Origin of the sequence: Streptomyces sp. WM6386 (genome assembly GCF_000972385.1) — a bacterium.
Classification (GTDB): domain Bacteria; phylum Actinomycetota; class Actinomycetes; order Streptomycetales; family Streptomycetaceae; genus Streptomyces.
This window is the reverse complement of record NZ_JXTE01000012.1, coordinates 15,074-30,786: the sequence shown is the minus strand read 5'-3', so window position 1 is coordinate 30,786 and position 15,713 is coordinate 15,074. Positions and strand designations below refer to the sequence as shown.

Below are 15,713 nucleotides of genomic sequence, written 5' to 3'. Positions count from 1 at the left end.
AGCTCTCAGTCCACGGGCCAGGTGTGCGCGGCCGCGTTGAGGTGCATGTAGTCCATGTAGGTCGAGGTCATCCGCCGCAGCGCCTCCTGGCGGTCGTGGATGCCTTCCTTCTCCATCTGACGGACCGTCTCCACCTGCCACAGGGCGCCGTTGCGGGCGCTGACGCAGCGCTGCTCGATGATCCCGAGCAGCGGTTCGCGCCACTCCGCGTCCATGCCGGCCAGCTCCAGGCCCCGGTGGGCCAGGGGCAGCAGCCGTCGCAACACCAGTTCCGTGACCGGGACTTCGCCGACACCGGGCCAGTACAGACGGGCGTCGATGCCGTCGCGGGCCCCCGCGTGGAGGTTCTCCTCGGCGACCGAGAAGGACATCCGCGTCCACACCGGCCGGTCCTCGTCGACCAGCGCGCGGGTCAGGCCGTAGTAGAAGGCGCCGTTGGCGATGATGTCGGCCACGGTGGGTCCGGCGGGCAGGACCCGGTTCTCGATGCGCAGATGCGGTCCGCTGTCGGTGACGGCATAGATGGGGCGGTTCCAGCGGTAGATCGTGCCGTTGTGCAGTGTCAGTTCCCCCAGCTCCGGCACTCCGTCGCCGTCCAGCACCTCCTGCGGGTCCTCCTCGTCGCACACCGGCAGCAGGGCGGGGAAGTAGCGCACGTTCTCCTCGAAGAGGTCGAAGACGCTGGTGATCCACCGCTCGCCGAACCACACCCGGGGCCGCACGCCCTGCGCCTTGATCTCCTGCGGACGGGTGTCGGTGGCCTGCTCGAACAGCGGGATACGGGTCTCGCGCCACAGCTCCCGGCCGAAGAGGTAGGGCGAGTTCGCCGCCAGGGCGATCTGTACGCCCGCGACGGCCTGGGCCGCGTTCCAGTAGTCCGGGAACTCCTTCGGCGCGACCTGCAGATGGAACTGGGTGCTGGTGCAGGCGGCCTCCGGCGTGATGGCGTCGGCGTACATCGCCAGGCGTTCCACGCCGTCCACCCTGATCCGCAGGTCCTCGCCCCGTGCCGCGAAGATCTGCTCGTTGAGCAGCCGGTACCGCGGATCACCGGACAGGGCGTGCTCGCCGACGTCCGCCTCGCCCAGGGTGGGCAGGATGCCGATCATGATCAGATGCGCGCCCACGGCCGAGGCACGTTCCTCGGCGTGGTTGAGCGCGTCGCGGATCGACTGCTCCCAGGCACCGGGGCCGCCGGCCGTCAGCTCACGGGGCGGGATGTTGATCTCCAGGTTGAAGCGCCCCAGCTCACTCGACCAGGCCGGGTCGGCGATCGCCTGGAGCACCTCGGTGTTCCGCATCGCCGGCAGCCCGTCGTCGTCCACCAGGTTGAGCTCGATCTCCAGCCCGACCTGCGGACGCTCACTCTCGAACCCCGACTCGCGCAGCATCTGCGCCAGCACATCGAGGCAGGTGTGCATCTTGTCCCGGTACCGACGGCGGTCCTCCCGCGTGAACACCAGGGCCGGCACATCACGTCCCATCGTGCCCTCCGAGTCCCCTCGGCGGATGTCTCTCGTCCCAGAGTCGCACCTCGGACGCGCCCGGGACAGTCAAGGGGCGAGGGAGCACCGCAGGGGCCGGCCCGCCCGCCCGGAATGCCGTTGTCAGTGCCCCGGGCTACCCTCCGGACTACCGATTCTTTGCCCCGTTCCGGGAGGGTTTCATGGGCTCGCGACTCAATCCCTACATCAGCTTCGACGGAGACGCCCGACAGGCGCTGGAGTTCTACAAGGAGGTCTTCGGCGGCACCCTCGCTCTCAACACCTACGGCTCTTTCGGCCAGCCGGACTCCCCCGAGGCCGACAAGATCATGCACGGCATGCTGGAGACCCCGAGCGGCTTCACCCTCATGGGCGCCGACTCCCCGCCCGGCATGGAACACACCCCCGGCACCAACTTCTCGGTGAGCCTGAGCGGCGAAGACGACGCGGAGCTGCGCGGCTACTGGGAAAAGCTCTCGGCCGGCGGATCGGTGTCCGTGCCGCTCGACAAGCAGATGTGGGGCGATGTGTTCGGCATGTGCACGGACCGCTTCGGCATCCCGTGGATGGTCAACATCAGCGAGCCACAGGGCTGAGCGAGACCGGTGCCCGCCCTACCCCCGCGGGGCGGGCCCGCTGGTCCCCCTGATCACCAGCTTGGGATCCAGCACCGCCTCCCGCGGCTCCAGCTCCGGGCTCTCCAGCCGTTCCACGGCGAACCGCACCGCGTGCTCCGCCATCAGCACGGCGTCCTGGCGTACGGTCGTCAGCCCGATCGGCATGAGGTGTGAGAGGTGGCTGTCGTCGTAGCCGACGACGGACATGTCGCGCGGAACCTCCACGCCGGCCCGCGTCAGCGCCATCAACAGGCCCATGGCACACCGGTCGTTGCCCGCCAGGACCGCCGTCGGCAGGGGCACGCCCTGGTCGCGCTCCGCCACCAGCAGCCGGCCGGCCTCGATGCCGGCCTGCTCGGTGTGCTCGCCCGCGACGACCCGCACCTCCGCCTCCAGCCCGTGCCGGCGCATCGCCGCCCGATAGGCACGGCGCCGGTCGGCCGACCCGGGACCACGGCCACCGTCGATGTGCACGATCCGCCGGTGGCCCAGTTCCACCAGGTGATCCATGGCCTGCCGGACACCCTTGCCCTCCGCGCTGTGCACGAAGTCCACACGGGCCCGCGGCGCCCTGCGGCTCACCGAGACGGTGACCACGCGCTGCCCCAGCTCTTCGAGATAGGCGGGCTCGGCGTCGGGTCCCAGCAGGATCACCGCCTCGCAGCGGTGGCCGAGCAGCGCCTCGACGGCCTTCTCCTCGCTGCGGCCCAGGGCGGTGGCGGAGAGCAGCACGTCGTAGCCGAGCCGTTCCGCCTCCGGGTAGATCCCCTCGATGAGATCCGTCTGGAAGGTCTGGTGCACGGTGAACATCACGCCGATGGTGCGACTGCGCCCCCGGGCCAGCAACCGGGCCGCGCTGTCCGGCCGGTAGCCGATCTCGTCGGCCACCCGCAGCACCCGTTGCCGGGTCTCCTCGCTCGCCCCCGGCTGGTTGCGGAACACGATCGAGACCAGCGCCCGGGAGACTCCCGCCTTCTCGGCGACGTCCGCCATCGTGGGCCGCTGCCTGCCCGATGCATCCACCTGTGAACCCACCCTCCGACGGCGCCCACATTAGCGGGCTCCCGAGAAATCTCCCGGCGACAAGCTATTGACATGACATTTGGACAGGGATCATCGTACTCGTACTAGAGCGCGCTAGTAGAGCGCGACAGCAAGGGAAGCACTCTTCGTGGCGGCCGGTGTCCTCTCGCTCGCCTTCGTGAAGCTCTAGGTCCCCGGGACCAAGGGACGCGCCCTAACCCCTCGAAGCGAACTCCGGGCGCGCTTCTCCTGGTTCAGGACCAGTTGGGAAACGATCATGACTGTACGTGTAGGTGTCATCGGCGCCGGCTGGATCGGCAAGGAGCACATCCGGCGTCTCACCGAGACCGTCACGGGCGCCCAGGTCACCGCGGTGACCGACATCGACGCTGCCCGCGCCACGGAGGCGGCCGCACCGGTCGGCGCCCAGGTGCTGCCCGACGGCACGGCCCTGATCGCTTCTCCGGAGGTGGACGCCGTCCTCGTGACCTCGTGGGGGCCCACCCACGCCGAGCACGTGCTCAACGCGATAGCCGCGGGCAAGCCGGTGTTCTGCGAGAAGCCCCTGGCCACCAGCGCCGAGGACTGTCTGCGGATCATCGAGGCGGAACAGGCCCACGGCCGCCGCCTGGTCCAGGTCGGCTTCATGCGCCGCTACGACGCCGGCTACCGGCGGATGAAGCAGGTCATCGACTCGGGCCGCATCGGTGAGCCGCTGATCGTGCACTGCGCCCACCGCAATCCGACCGCTCCCGAGTCGTACACCTCCTCGATGGCCGCCCTGGACACGGCGGTGCACGAGGTGGACGTGCTGCGCTGGCTGCTCGACGACGAGATCGTCTCCACCCAGGTGATCACACCGCGCGCCACGAGCAAGCGGTTCGCTCACCTCAAGGACCCGCAGATCATGCTCTTCGAGACAGCCAAGGGCGTACGCGTCGATCTGGAGGTCTTCGTCAACTGCCAGTACGGCTACGACATCCAGTGCGAGACCGTGGGCGAGGAGGGTCTGGTCCGGCTGCCGGACCCGGCGGCGGTCGGTCTGCGCAGTGCGGGCCGGCACAGCACGGAGGTGCTCACGGACTGGGTGGGCCGGTTCGCGGACGCCTTCGACACCGAGTTCCGTGAGTGGATCGCGGGTATCGCCGCCGCCATGGAACCCAGCGGTCCCTCGGCGTGGGACGGCTACGCGGCCACCGCCATCACCAGCGCGACCGTCGAGGCCCTGGAGTCGGGCCATGTCGTCGCCACCGACCTCAAGCCCCGTCCCGCCTTCTACGGAGGTGCCGCGTGAAGATCACCCTCGACCCGTACATGTTCCGCGCCCTGCCGATCGACGACATGGTGCGCACGGTGGCCGAACTCGGCTACGACTACATCGAGTTGTCGCCTCGCGACGACTTCATGCCGTTCTTCCTGCACCCGCGGGCCGACGACGAGCGGATCGCCCAGCTCAGTAACTCCCTGCGGACGCACGGCGTTCAGCTGTCCTCGGTCCTGCCGCTCTACAAGTGGTCGTCACCGGACGAGAGCGAGCGTCAGACGGCCGTCCGCTACTGGAAGCGGATGATCGAGATCACCGCCGACCTCGAATGCCCGCTGATGAACTCGGAGTTCAACGGCCGCCCAGAGCGCGCCGCGCAGAGCGAGGCGGCGTTCTGGCGCTCGATGGAGGAGCTGCTGCCGGTGTTCGAGCAGGAAGGCATCGCTCTGAACCTGGAGGCCCACCCGGACGACTTCTGTGAGGAGAACACCCCCGCGGTCGACCTGGTCCGCGCCCTCAACAAGCCGTGGGTCAACTACCTGTACTGCGCGCCGCACTCCTTCCATCTGTCAGGGGCCGATCCGACCGCCGACATCGCCGCGATGATGCGCTACGCCGGGGACAAGCTCCAGCATGTGCACATCGCCGACTCCTTCAACCACAAGGGCTCCAGCGGGCTTCGCTACATCCTCAACCCGCCCGGCACCACCGCCCGTATCCACCAGCACCTCGACATCGGTCAGGGCGAGGTCGACTGGGACGCCTTCTTCGCCACCCTGCGCGACCTGAACTTCGACGGCGTCGCGACCGCCTGCGTCTTCGCCTGGGAGGAACGCGCCCACGAGTCCTCGGCGTTCATGCTCGACCGCATCACGAAGGAGCTCGCCTCCTAGGGGGGCGGTGCGTGATGGATGAGACGATGCCGCGCATGACGTTGTCGACGGCTTTCACGACGTTGTTCGGTGTGCGGCATCCCATCGCCCTTGCTCCCATGGGCGGTTCGGCGGGCGGTGCGCTCACCGCGGCCGTCTCGCGCGGTAACGGGCTCGGGCTGCTGGGGGCGGGAGGCGGGCATCCGGCTCTGCTGGCCCGGGAGTTGCCGATCCTGGCGGATGTCGAGGAACCGTGGGGCGTCGGGTTCCAGACCTGGGCGACCGAGCTGCGCGCGGTCGATCAGGTCCTGGAACACCACCCCGCCGCGGTGATGTTCTCCTTCGGCGATCCGAGCCCGTTCGTCGACCGGGTCCACGAGGCCGGTGTGGCGGTGCTCCTCCAGGTCACCGACCTGGAGGAGGCCGGGCAGGCGGTGGACCTGGGCGCCGATGTCATCGTGGCGCAGGGCACCGAGAGCGGTGGACACGGCGCCCGGCACGGGCGGTCCACGCTGCCGTTCGTGCCGGTCGTGGTGGATCTGGTGGCACCGGTGCCGGTGCTGGCGGCCGGCGGCATCGCCGACGGCCGGGGGGTGGCTGCCGCCCTGGCCCTGGGGGCCGCCGGGGCGCTGATCGGAACCCGCTTCCAGGCCACGGCCGAGGCGCTCGTCGATCCCTCGGTCGCCGAGGCCCTGGTCCGGGGACGGGGGCAGGACACCGAACGCAACCGCATCCTCGACATCGCCCGAAGCTCCCGATGGCCCTCGAAATACACGGCTCGCACCCTCGGACACACCTACCTCGACCGATGGCGGGGCCGCGAGGCCGAACTCGCCGCGGATCCCGCGGCTGCCCGCCGGGCCTACGACGCCGACGTGGCACGCGGCGCCGTACCCCCGTCGCCGATCTGGGCGGGCGAGGCGGTGGACCTCGTCACCGATCTGCCTCCCGCGACCGCACTCGTATCCGCCCTCGCCGCCGAAGCCGAAGCGGCTCTGGCGAGAGCGGCGGGCCGCTGACCGGTCCTGCTCGGTACGTACATGTCTCCCTTGAGGCAGCGCAGTGGTGTCACACGGCTGCGGAGCTGTGACGGCTCACCGGTGTTCATGAACCCACCCTGCGCCACGGGCACCGGGACCGACCAGGCCTCTCCCGCTGGCAGGATCACCGATCCCGGTAGCAACACCACCACGCTCAAGGGGAATACGCCGACCGCCGACGCACCCACCCGAAGACCACCAACGAGCACACCGCCGCGAACGCACACCAGGTCGAGACGAACTCCAGCCGCCACATCGCCCAGCACGCCAGCGCCCCCACCGCCGCCAGGGCCCCGAATCCGAAAAGCCAGCGGTCACCGGAGAGCAGCAGGGCGCCGACCGTGGCGAGCAGATAGCCCGCGATGAGCACTTCGGTGTGGGGCAGCCCGAGGACGTAGCCGACGGTATGACCGCGGATCTCCGCACGCACGGGCCGGGTGGCGATGGCGTACGCCATCACGCCGGCGGTCACGACACCGCACACCACGGGAACCGCCAGCCGGCCCCACGCCCGCCGCGGTACCGCGCACAGCACGGCCAGCGGCACCCACGCCGCCAGGAGCGGAAGGGCGATCACCGCCCATACGACGGTGGCGGGCCCGGTCCCGCCATCGACCTGCCAGACGCGGGCCTCGATCAGCTGATGCGCACCGAGCAGCAACGGCACCGAGGCCATCGGAAGATCACCGACCCTGCGTACCCGAGCCACGCAGGCCACACCGACGCCGGCGATCCCGGCACCGGCAACGAGATCGGCCGTCGCACTCCAGCACATGGCACCACCATGACAACGATCCGTCACAGTCGCACACCGGAAGCCGAAGCCGAACCGCATGCCCTTGCCCCAGCACGCCACCCCACCTAGCCTGACTTTGTGCCGCTAATAAACAAAACCCGAACGCACAACGACGTGCCGGGTGACAAGGGGAACGCACTCAGCCGACTCCGCATCGTCCTGACCGTCTTCTTCGCCCTCGACGGCTTCATCTTCGCGGGCTGGGTCGTCCGCATCCCCGCCATCAAGGAGCAGACCCACGCCACCGCCAGCACCCTCGGCCTCGCGCTCCTCGGCGTCTCCGCCGGTGCCGTCATCACGATGACGCTCACCGGCCGCCTGTGCCGCCGCTACGGCAACCACCAGGTCACCGTCGTCTGTGCCGTACTCCTCTCCCTCAGCGTGGCCCTGCCCCCACTCACCCACTCCGCGCCGGCCCTCGGCGCCGTGCTGCTGATCTTCGGCAGTGCCTACGGCGGGATCAACGTCGCCTTCAACAGCGCCGCCGTCGACCTGGTCACCACCCTGAAGCGCCCCATCATGCCCAGCTTCCACGCGGCCTTCAGCCTCGGCGGCATGGTGGGTGCCGGCCTCGGCGGAGTGGTCGCCGCACACCTCTCCCCCACCCGTCATCTGCTCGGCCTCACCGTCATCGGCCTCCTCGTGACGGCCGTGGCCGGACGCGCGCTGCTGCGGATCGCACCGCCCGTGCCGCCCGACCGGACGCAACCGCGAGCGGGCAGCGCCCCGCGCCGACTGGACCGGCGGACCCGTGGGCTGGTGGTCGTCTTCGGGCTGATCGCCCTCTGCACGGCGTACGGCGAGGGAGCCATGGCCGAATGGAGCGCGCTGCATCTCCAGGAGGACCTCCACACCTCCCCCGGTGTCGCCGCAGTCGGCTTCTCCTGCTTCGCCCTCACCATGACCGTCGGCCGGCTCACCGGCACGACACTGCTGGAGCGTCTCGGCCGCACCCGCACCGTGATCGTCGGCGGATCCACCGCGGCGGCCGGCATGCTGCTCGGCGCGCTCGCCCCCGAACTGTGGGCGGCGCTCCTCGGTTTCGGCATCGCGGGACTCGGCCTCGCCAACCTCTTCCCGGTCGCCATCGAACGGGCCGGAACGCTCGCCGGCCCCACCGGCGTCGCCACCGCCTCCACCCTCGGCTACGGCGGCATGCTCCTGGGCCCACCCGCGATCGGTTTCATGGCGGACTGGTTCTCCCTTCCCCTCGCCCTCACCAGCGTGGCCGCCCTCGCCGCCATGGCAGCCGCCATCGGGTTCCTCACACGACGTCATGCCTGAGGGCCGTCCGCTCGTAGGTCGAGTTCGATGAGGTGACGGTCACCGACCAGATCCTCGCCCCAACTCTCTCGGGACTCGGACGACTTGCTCGGTGCTCCGCCGGGCCGCCCCTTCGACCGCGCTCCATGCGGCACACTCACCCCCATGGAAACTGCCGAGTTCATCCGCATCCTCGACCAGGAGGGCAAGTCGCTCGCCGCGGCCGCCGAGCAGGCCGGTACGGGCGCCAAGGTGCCGACCTGCCCGGAGTGGCAGGTGCGGGATCTGGTGCGGCACACAGGGGCGGTGCACCGCTGGGCGGGGGCGCACGTCACCGAGGCGCACACCTCCCCGCGCCCCTTCGGAGGTCTGCCGGACCTCGACGACGCCGAGCTCCTGGAGTGGTTCCGTGAGGGGCACCGGCGCCTCGTGTCCATCCTCACCTCGGCCGATCCGGACACGCAGTGCTGGCAGTTCCTGCCGGCGCCCTCGCCGCTCGCGTTCTGGGCGCGCAGGCAGGCGCACGAGACCGCGGTGCACCGCTTCGACGCGGAGTCCGCGCGGGGCGGCACGCCGAGCGTCATCGCGCCGGAGTTCGCCGCCGACGGTATCGACGAGCTGCTGACCGGCTTCCACGCCCGCACCAGGAGCAGGGTGCGCAGCGAGCTGCCCCGGGTACTGCGGGTCCGGGCGACGGACACCGAGGATGCCGTGTGGACCGTACGACTGTCCCAGGAGCCGCCCGCGGCCGAGCGGACCGCGGAGGGGGAGGCGGAGTGTGAGATCACCGGTCACGCGGCGCAGTTGTACCTGTCGCTGTGGAATCGCGTGCCGTTCCCCCGCGTGACCGGTGACGACTCTCTCGCCGACCTGTGGCGCACGACGTCCGGGATCTGAGACCCGGCCCCGATCAGTCCGAGGCCAGCATTTTCGTCAGCACCGCACGCTGCAACGGGAGCACTTCGCCGTGCAGCGTGCGCCCCTTCGGCGTGAGCGCCACCCGGACGCCCCGCCGGTCCTCCGAGCACATGCCCCGCTCGACGAGTCCGTCCTTCTCCAGCCGGGCGATCAGTCGCGACAGCGCGCTCTGGCTCAGATGGACCCGGTCGGAGATCTCCTGGACGCGATAGGAGCAGTCGCCGCCTGTGGCGCGCCGCTCGTCGGCGAGGACGTCGAGCACCTCGAAGTCGCTGGCGCACAGGCCGTGCTGGTGGAGCGCACGGTCCAGCTCGCACTGGGTGCGCGCATGCAGCGCCAGGATGTCCCGCCACTGGTCCACGAGCGTCTGCTCGGCCTTCTTCGCCGCCATGGGCGCACCGTAGCAGAGAGGCGAAATTATTGCACCGTAATTAAATGCGCTTGCATTCGATGCATGCGCATGTAGTGTCTCCGTCATGACCTCTCCGCTCAACACCCCGGCGTCCGACGGGCGTTGGACTCCCCGACTGTGGGGCACGCTGCTGGTGCTCTGCGCCGCGATGTTCCTGGACGCGCTCGATGTGTCGATGGTGGGCGTCGCGCTGCCGTCCATCGGCGCCGACCTCGGTCTGTCGACCTCGACCCTGCAATGGATCGTCAGCGGCTACATCCTCGGGTACGGCGGCCTGCTGCTGCTCGGCGGTCGTGCCGCCGACCTGCTGGGCCGGCGCCAGGTGTTCCTCGTCGCCCTCGGTGTCTTCGCGGTCGCCTCGCTGCTCGGCGGGCTCGTCGACTCCGGGCCGCTGCTGATCGCCAGCCGGTTCATCAAGGGCCTGAGTGCCGCGTTCACCGCGCCCGCCGGCCTGTCCATCATCACCACGACCTTCGCCGAAGGCCCCCTCCGCAACCGCGCGTTGTCGATCTACACCACCTGCGGCGCCACCGGCTACTCGATGGGCCTGGTCTTCTCCGGCCTGCTCACGGAGGCCAGTTGGCGCTACACCATGCTGCTGCCCGCCCCCGTCGCCCTGATCGCCCTGATCGCGGGCCTGAAGCTGCTGCCGCGCAGCGAACGTGAGAAGAGCACCGGCGGCTACGACATCCCGGGCGCCGTCCTCGGGACCACCTCGATGCTGCTGCTGGTGTTCACCGTCGTCCAGGCGGCGGAGGTCGGCTGGGGTTCCACCCGCACGATCCTGTCCTTCCTGGCCGTCGCCGTCCTGCTGACCGCCTTCGTGGCCGTCGAACGACGCAGCCCCAGCCCGCTGATCCGGCTCGGCGTCCTGCGTTCCGGTCCCCAAGTCCGGGCCCAGCTGGGGGCGTTGACGTTCCTCGGCAGCTACATCGGCTTCCAGTTCCTGGTCACCCTCTACATGCAGCAGGTGCTCGGCTGGTCGGCGCTGCACACCGCGCTGGCCTTCCTGCCGGCGGGCACACTGGTGGCGCTGTCCGCGACCAAGGTGGGCACGGTCATCGACCGGTTCGGCACCCCGCGGCTCATCGTGGCCGGCTTCGCGCTGATGGTCGTCGGCTATCTGCTGTTCCTGCGCATCGACCTCGACCCGGTCTACGCGTCGGTGATCCTGCCGACCATGCTGCTCGTCGGCGCCGCCTTCGCGCTGACCTTCCCCTCCCTCAACGTCCAGGCCACCAACGGCGTCGACGAACACGAGCAGGGCATGGTCTCGGGTCTGCTCAACACCTCGGTCCAGCTGGGCGGCGCGCTCTTCCTGGCCGTGGTCACGGCGGTGCTGACGGCGAACGCCCCCGCGGAGAACGCCTCACCCCAGGCCGTCCTCGACAGCTACCTCCCCGGCCTGACGGTGGTCACCGGTGTCGCGGTCGCGGGCCTGCTGATCTCGCTGACCGGACTGCGGGTCCGGCCCCGCCAGAAGACCGTCGTGGTCGTCAAGTCCACATCCCAGGAGGAGGCGGAGCGCGTGACCGTGCGCGACTGAGAGGGGGACGCCTCCCCCTGTCGTGCGCCCGGCGGAGTGCTTGCTCCGTCGGGCGCACGGCTGTGAGACTCGTCGTATGACCGCATACGGGGGACGACGGGATCAGGCCGCGCGGGACGCGATCACCGTCGAGATCGGATACGCGCTGTTCAGCGCGGCGTTCGCGGCGGCTGTCGTCTTCGGGGCGCTCGCGGGTCCGGCGCTGCTCTTCGAGCTGCCGCGGACGGTGGAGAAGCTCCTGATGCACGTGGCCCTCGCGCTGACACCGGTGCTGTTCGTGGCCCGGGTCCTCAGTGTGCTGCTGCGCTTCCGGCGCGAGGACGGGGTGGCTCAGCCCAGCCAGCCCGGCCGCACCAACCCCGACTCGTAGGCCAGCACCACGAGTTGGGCCCGGTCACGGGCCCCCAGCTTCACCATCGTGCGGCTGACGTGGGTCTTCGCGGTGAGCGGGCTGACCACCAGGCGCCGGGCGATCTCCTCGTTGGACAGGCCGATACCGACCAGGGCCATCACCTCGCGCTCCCGCTCGGTGAGCCGGGCCAGCGCGTCGGCCGTCGCGGGCTCCTTGGAACGGGCCGCGAACTCGGCGATGAGGCGCCGGGTCACCCCCGGCGAGAGCAGCGCGTCCCCCTCCACCACCGCCCTTACCGCGCGCAGGAGTTCCTCCGGCTCGGTGTCCTTGACCAGGAACCCCGAGGCTCCCGAGCGGATCGCCTCGAAGACGTACTCGTCGAGCTCGAAGGTGGTGAGCATGACCACCTTGACGCCCGGCAGCCGCTCGTCGTCGGTGATCCGGCGGGTCGCGGCGAGACCGTCGAGCACCGGCATGCGGATGTCCATCAGGACGACGTCCGGGCGCAGTTCACGCACCAGGCGCACCGCCTCCTCACCGTCGGAGGCCTCGCCGGCCACCTCGATGTCCGGCTGCGCGTCGAGCAGTGCCCGGAATCCGGCCCGGACAAGCGACTGGTCATCGGCGAGCAGTACACGGATCACCGGTTCTCCTTCACTGTGAGGGGCAGTACGGCGAGCACCCGGAAGCCCCCGTCGGGACGCGGCCCGGCCTCGATCGTGCCACCCAGGGCCGCGGCCCGCTCCCGCATTCCGGCCAGCCCGTTGCCGCCGCCGCCCGCGTCGGCGCCGGTCGCGGGCCCGTCGTCGTCGATACGGAGCCGTAGCGTCGTCCCGTCGTCATGAGCGAGGTGCACGCGCGCGTGCCGCGATCCCGAATGCCGTACGACATTGGTGAGCGCCTCCTGGACGATACGGAACGCGGCGAGATCCGTACCCGGCGCGAGTTTCGGGGCCTCCCCCTCGATCTCCACGGTCAGTCCCGCGCTCGCCGCCTGCTCCACCAGTTCCGGCAGCCGGTCGAGCCCGGGGGCCGGCGCGCGGGGCGCGTCCCCGGGGGTGCGCAGGGTGTCGAGGACCTGGCGGACCTCGCCGAGCGCCTCCTTGCTGGCGGCCTTGATGGTGGTGAGCGCGGTGCGGGCCTGTTCGAGGTCGCTGTCGAGGAGGGCGAGGCCGACGCCGGCCTGCACATTGATCACGGAGATGCTGTGCGCGAGGACGTCGTGGAGTTCGCGGGCGATCCGCAGCCGCTCCTCGTCGGCGCGCCGTCGCGCCGCCTGCGCACGCTCGGCCCGCTCCCGCGCCCACTGTTCACGGCGGGTCCGGGCCAGCTCAGCAAGCGCCACGATGGCGACACCCCAGGCGCCCACCACCCCCTCCGAGCCCCAGGAGGCCGCCTCGTCCCCGGACGGCGGCAGCCACTGGTAGAACCAGTGGGCCACCAGGACATGCCCGGTCCAGAGCAGGCCGAGTGCCGTCCAGGCGGCCTTGCGATGTCCCGCGACGATGGCGCTGAAGCAGCCCAGGGCGAAGGTCACGAAGACCGGTCCGTAGGGGTATCCGGCGCCCAGGTAGAGCATCGTGGCGGCCGCCGTGCCGAACACCACGACCACCGGGTACCGCCGGCGCCACAGCAGCAGTCCGGCCGCCACGACGAGCAGCACGCGCGCGAAGGTGTCGAGCGGGGCCCGCTCCAGCTGCTCCTCGGCGGCGAAGCGGGATCCGCCCAGAACGAAGACCGTGATCAGCGCGGTGGACAGCCAGGGCCACCGCGAGGCGCGCTCCGCCTCGGCCCAGTGGTGCCACCACGGCGGCCCGTGCCGCCACCACAGACCTCCGGACACCCGCTGCTCATCCATGTCCGCCACGCTAGACGCCGCCCGCCGCCCGAGACGTCAGCCGGGCGTGGTCATCACACGTACTCCCCGCGAAGTACGTCGCCCTCCGTGACCCGCAGCCGCCGCAGCCGCTTCGGCGCCCACCAGTTCGCCCGCCCCGCGAGCCGCATCGTCACCGGCAGCAGGACGACCCGGATGAGGGTGGCGTCGACGAGGATCGTCAGGGCCGTCCCGACACCGAGTTCCTTGAGGAAGACGACACCTCCGGTGGCGTACGACAGGAAGGACAGCGCGAGGATCCCGGCCGCGGCGGTGATCAGCGGTGCGCTGCGCCGGATGCCCTCACCGACCGCGAGCTCGGTGTCGCCGGTCCGCTCGTGCTCCTCCTTGATGCGGGCCAGCAGGAACACCTCGTAGTCCATGGAGAGCCCGTACGCCACGCAGAACATCAGCACCGGGATGCTCGGCTCGATCGAGCCGGTCGGGGTGAAGCCGAGGAGCCCGGACAGGTGTCCGTCCTGGAAGACCCAGACCAGACAGCCGAACATCACCGACAGACTGAGCAGGTTGAGCACGGTCGCCTTCAGCGGCAGCAGCACGCTGCCGGTCATCAGGAAGAGGATCACGTACGTCGCCACCAGGACCAGGCCCACGGCGAACGGCAGCCGGTCCAGGAGGGTGGCGCGGAAGTCGGTGGTCTCGCCCGGGTAGCCGCCGACGAGGGCGGGGGCCGGGGCGGCGGTGTCCCGGATGCGTTCGACGAGGGCGGGGACGTTCCCGTACATCGCCTCCTGTGTGGGTACGACGGCCAGGCGCGCGCGTCCGTCCGGTGCCGTCAGCCGGTCCTGGCCGGGGGCTCCGGTGCGCCGGCCGTCCCGGTAGGTGCCGTCGGGGGCGTCGACCTGGTGCACGCCGGGGACGCGGGAGAGCCGGGCGGCGTACGCGCGTGTGTCGGCGGGTTCGGTGAGGACGACCTGGACGGTGTCGGTGGGTTCGGCGGCGAACTCGCGGTGGACGATCTCGGAGGTGGTGCGCGAGGACGTGCCCGCGGGGAGGGTGCGCTCGTCGGGGAGGCCGAAGCGCAGGCCGAGCAGGGGTGCGGCGGCGACGAGGAGGACCGTGAGGACTCCGGCACCGGCGAGGAGCGGGCGACGCATGGCCGCCAGCGCGGTGCGGTGCCAGAAACCGGAGGCCAGTGCGGTGGGCCGTTCCACGCGGTGACCCCACAGGGCGAGCGCGGCCGGCAGGACGAGCACGGCCCCGGCGACCGCGCAGAGCACCACGAGGACCCCGGCGTAGGCGAACGAGCTCAGGAAGAAGAACGGGAACACCAGCAGCGCGCACAGGGACACGGCGACGGTGATCCCACTGAAGACGACCGTGCGGCCGGCGGTGACGGTCGCCGCGAGGACGGCCGCCTCCCGGTCGCGGCCCGCGGCGCGCTCCTCGCGGTAGCGGTTGATGACGAACAGGCCGTAGTCGACGCCCAGTCCGAGGCCGAGCACAAGGGCCAGGTTCGCGGCGAACGTCGACACCTGCGTGAACTGCGCCAGCAGGCGCAGACCCGCGAGCGCGCCGAGGACGGACAACAGACCGACGGCCACCGTGAGCAGAGCGGCGGCGGTGCGCCGGTAGACCAGGATCAGGAGAAGCACCACGACCGGCAGGGCGAACGCCTCCGCCCGCAGGAAGTCGGCTCGGGCCTCCTCGCCGACCTGCCGGGAGATCTCCTCCTGCCCGCCGACACGGACGTCGAGCTCGGCGGTGGTGCGGGTCAACCGGGGCGAGAGGGCGGCCAGTTCCTCGCGGATCTCGGTGGCGTCGCCCGCCAGGTGAACGAGGATCAGGGCGCGCCGCCCGCCCTCGCCGCGCAGGGCGGAACTGCCGGCGTCCCAGTAGGAGGTCACGTCCATGACCAGCGGCAACTCCGCGACCTCCACGAGGAGTTCACGCGCGGCCCGCTCGGTGCGCACACTGTCCACGTCACCGTCGCGTGCCGTGACCAGGAGGGCGAGATCGGGGTTCCCGGTGCCGAAGTCGTCACGCAACAGGTCCCCGGCACGCACCGACTCGGTGCCGGGCGCACTCCAGCGCGACAGATCGAGATCCTCCTGGGCGCCCGCACCGTAGGCGCCGAGACCGAACAGGACGAGAAGTGCGCCGATCAGCACGGCGCGACTGCGCCGCACCGCCAGACGGCCGAGCCGGGTGAGCATGGGGCAGCCCTTCCAGGGGAGTTCTGGATCGAGTGACCCGCTCACCGTCCGCCCGCTCGCTGGAAGACCCGCT

At 70.8% G+C, this 15,713-nt stretch carries 15 protein-coding genes; 8 read left to right on the top strand and 7 right to left on the bottom strand.

What is annotated here, in order from left to right:
* Nucleotides 1–5: 5 nt before the first annotated feature.
* Nucleotides 6–1,484: a glutamate--cysteine ligase gene (locus TN53_RS09875; protein ID WP_046258078.1), complete on the bottom strand. Its 1,479-nt coding sequence runs from the start codon at nucleotides 1,482–1,484 to the stop codon at nucleotides 6–8.
* 182 nt (nucleotides 1,485–1,666) lie between these two features.
* On the opposite strand from TN53_RS09875, the gene TN53_RS09870 reads away from it, so the two are divergent.
* Nucleotides 1,667–2,080, top strand: coding sequence for a VOC family protein (locus TN53_RS09870; protein WP_046258077.1), 414 nt, complete (start codon nucleotides 1,667–1,669; stop codon nucleotides 2,078–2,080).
* 18 nt (nucleotides 2,081–2,098) lie between these two features.
* On the opposite strand, the gene TN53_RS09865 is transcribed toward TN53_RS09870, so the two are convergent.
* The gene (locus TN53_RS09865) at nucleotides 2,099–3,094 is read right to left on the bottom strand and encodes a LacI family DNA-binding transcriptional regulator (RefSeq protein WP_046258076.1); all 996 of its coding nucleotides are present in this window, start codon (nucleotides 3,092–3,094) and stop codon (nucleotides 2,099–2,101) included.
* A gap of 307 nt (nucleotides 3,095–3,401) precedes the next feature.
* Here TN53_RS09865 and TN53_RS09860 point away from each other — a divergent pair, with 307 nt between their 5' ends.
* From TN53_RS09860 to TN53_RS09850, 3 genes are read left to right on the top strand one after another with little or no spacing between them, the layout of a single operon-like run.
* A complete protein-coding gene (locus TN53_RS09860) occupies nucleotides 3,402–4,418 on the top strand; it encodes a Gfo/Idh/MocA family oxidoreductase (RefSeq protein ID WP_046258075.1) in 1,017 nt (338 codons plus the stop codon).
* The gene (locus TN53_RS09855; protein WP_046258074.1) at nucleotides 4,415–5,281 is read left to right on the top strand and encodes a sugar phosphate isomerase/epimerase family protein; all 867 of its coding nucleotides are present in this window, start codon (nucleotides 4,415–4,417) and stop codon (nucleotides 5,279–5,281) included. Before TN53_RS09860 ends, TN53_RS09855 begins: the two co-directional genes overlap by 4 nt.
* A 35-nt stretch (nucleotides 5,282–5,316) precedes the next feature.
* Nucleotides 5,317–6,279, top strand: a complete 963-nt coding sequence (locus TN53_RS09850) for a nitronate monooxygenase (protein WP_046258159.1) — start codon at nucleotides 5,317–5,319, stop codon at nucleotides 6,277–6,279.
* Between the two features lie 175 nt (nucleotides 6,280–6,454).
* Here the strand turns inward: TN53_RS09850 and TN53_RS09845 are convergent, their stop codons facing one another.
* The gene (locus tag TN53_RS09845; protein WP_046258073.1) at nucleotides 6,455–7,075 is read right to left on the bottom strand and encodes a DUF6629 family protein; all 621 of its coding nucleotides are present in this window, start codon (nucleotides 7,073–7,075) and stop codon (nucleotides 6,455–6,457) included.
* Nucleotides 7,076–7,210: 135 nt separating this feature from the next.
* Here TN53_RS09845 and TN53_RS09840 point away from each other — a divergent pair, with 135 nt between their 5' ends.
* Entirely contained in the window at nucleotides 7,211–8,380 is a 1,170-nt protein-coding gene (locus tag TN53_RS09840) for an MFS transporter (RefSeq protein ID WP_046258072.1), read from the top strand.
* Between the two features lie 144 nt (nucleotides 8,381–8,524).
* Nucleotides 8,525–9,256: a maleylpyruvate isomerase family mycothiol-dependent enzyme gene (locus tag TN53_RS09835; protein ID WP_046258071.1), complete on the top strand. Its 732-nt coding sequence runs from the start codon at nucleotides 8,525–8,527 to the stop codon at nucleotides 9,254–9,256.
* Between the two features lie 13 nt (nucleotides 9,257–9,269).
* Here TN53_RS09835 and TN53_RS09830 read toward each other — a convergent pair whose 3' ends face one another.
* Nucleotides 9,270–9,668 (bottom strand): MarR family winged helix-turn-helix transcriptional regulator, encoded by a 399-nt coding sequence (locus TN53_RS09830; RefSeq protein WP_046258070.1) that lies wholly within the window; start codon nucleotides 9,666–9,668, stop codon nucleotides 9,270–9,272.
* A gap of 85 nt (nucleotides 9,669–9,753) precedes the next feature.
* Here TN53_RS09830 and TN53_RS09825 point away from each other — a divergent pair, with 85 nt between their 5' ends.
* Nucleotides 9,754–11,235: an MFS transporter gene (locus TN53_RS09825; protein WP_046258069.1), complete on the top strand. Its 1,482-nt coding sequence runs from the start codon at nucleotides 9,754–9,756 to the stop codon at nucleotides 11,233–11,235.
* A gap of 76 nt (nucleotides 11,236–11,311) precedes the next feature.
* Complete coding sequence (locus TN53_RS09820; RefSeq protein WP_046258068.1) at nucleotides 11,312–11,605, top strand: DUF6332 family protein; 294 nt, start codon at nucleotides 11,312–11,314, stop codon at nucleotides 11,603–11,605.
* Here TN53_RS09820 and TN53_RS09815 read toward each other — a convergent pair.
* Genes TN53_RS09815 through TN53_RS09805 form a run of 3 tightly spaced genes read right to left on the bottom strand, consistent with a single transcriptional unit; the run spans nucleotide 11,566 to nucleotide 15,640 of the window.
* Nucleotides 11,566–12,231, bottom strand: coding sequence for a response regulator transcription factor (locus TN53_RS09815; RefSeq protein WP_046258067.1), 666 nt, complete (start codon nucleotides 12,229–12,231; stop codon nucleotides 11,566–11,568). The genes TN53_RS09820 and TN53_RS09815 overlap by 40 nt on opposite strands.
* A complete protein-coding gene (locus TN53_RS09810; RefSeq protein WP_095046402.1) occupies nucleotides 12,228–13,445 on the bottom strand; it encodes a sensor histidine kinase in 1,218 nt (405 codons plus the stop codon). Before TN53_RS09810 ends, TN53_RS09815 begins: the two co-directional genes overlap by 4 nt.
* Before the next feature lie 53 nt (nucleotides 13,446–13,498).
* Entirely contained in the window at nucleotides 13,499–15,640 is a 2,142-nt protein-coding gene (locus tag TN53_RS09805) for an MMPL family transporter (RefSeq protein WP_095046401.1), read from the bottom strand.
* Nucleotides 15,641–15,713 lie beyond the last annotated feature (73 nt).

Coding starts and splice junctions, on each gene's coding strand:
- TN53_RS09830 (WP_046258070.1), bottom strand. CDS start 9,668: ATGGCGGCGAAGAAGGCCGAGCAGACGCTCGTGGACCAGTGGCGGGAC.
- TN53_RS09845 (WP_046258073.1), bottom strand. CDS start 7,075: ATGTGCTGGAGTGCGACGGCCGATCTCGTTGCCGGTGCCGGGATCGCC.
- TN53_RS09875 (WP_046258078.1), bottom strand. CDS start 1,484: ATGGGACGTGATGTGCCGGCCCTGGTGTTCACGCGGGAGGACCGCCGT.
- TN53_RS09860 (WP_046258075.1), top strand. CDS start 3,402: ATGACTGTACGTGTAGGTGTCATCGGCGCCGGCTGGATCGGCAAGGAG.
- TN53_RS09850 (WP_046258159.1), top strand. CDS start 5,317: ATGACGTTGTCGACGGCTTTCACGACGTTGTTCGGTGTGCGGCATCCC.
- TN53_RS09825 (WP_046258069.1), top strand. CDS start 9,754: ATGACCTCTCCGCTCAACACCCCGGCGTCCGACGGGCGTTGGACTCCC.
- TN53_RS09835 (WP_046258071.1), top strand. CDS start 8,525: ATGGAAACTGCCGAGTTCATCCGCATCCTCGACCAGGAGGGCAAGTCG.
- TN53_RS09865 (WP_046258076.1), bottom strand. CDS start 3,094: ATGGCGGACGTCGCCGAGAAGGCGGGAGTCTCCCGGGCGCTGGTCTCG.
- TN53_RS09805 (WP_095046401.1), bottom strand. CDS start 15,640: ATGCTCACCCGGCTCGGCCGTCTGGCGGTGCGGCGCAGTCGCGCCGTG.
- TN53_RS09810 (WP_095046402.1), bottom strand. CDS start 13,445: ATGGATGAGCAGCGGGTGTCCGGAGGTCTGTGGTGGCGGCACGGGCCG.
- TN53_RS09820 (WP_046258068.1), top strand. CDS start 11,312: ATGACCGCATACGGGGGACGACGGGATCAGGCCGCGCGGGACGCGATC.
- TN53_RS09870 (WP_046258077.1), top strand. CDS start 1,667: ATGGGCTCGCGACTCAATCCCTACATCAGCTTCGACGGAGACGCCCGA.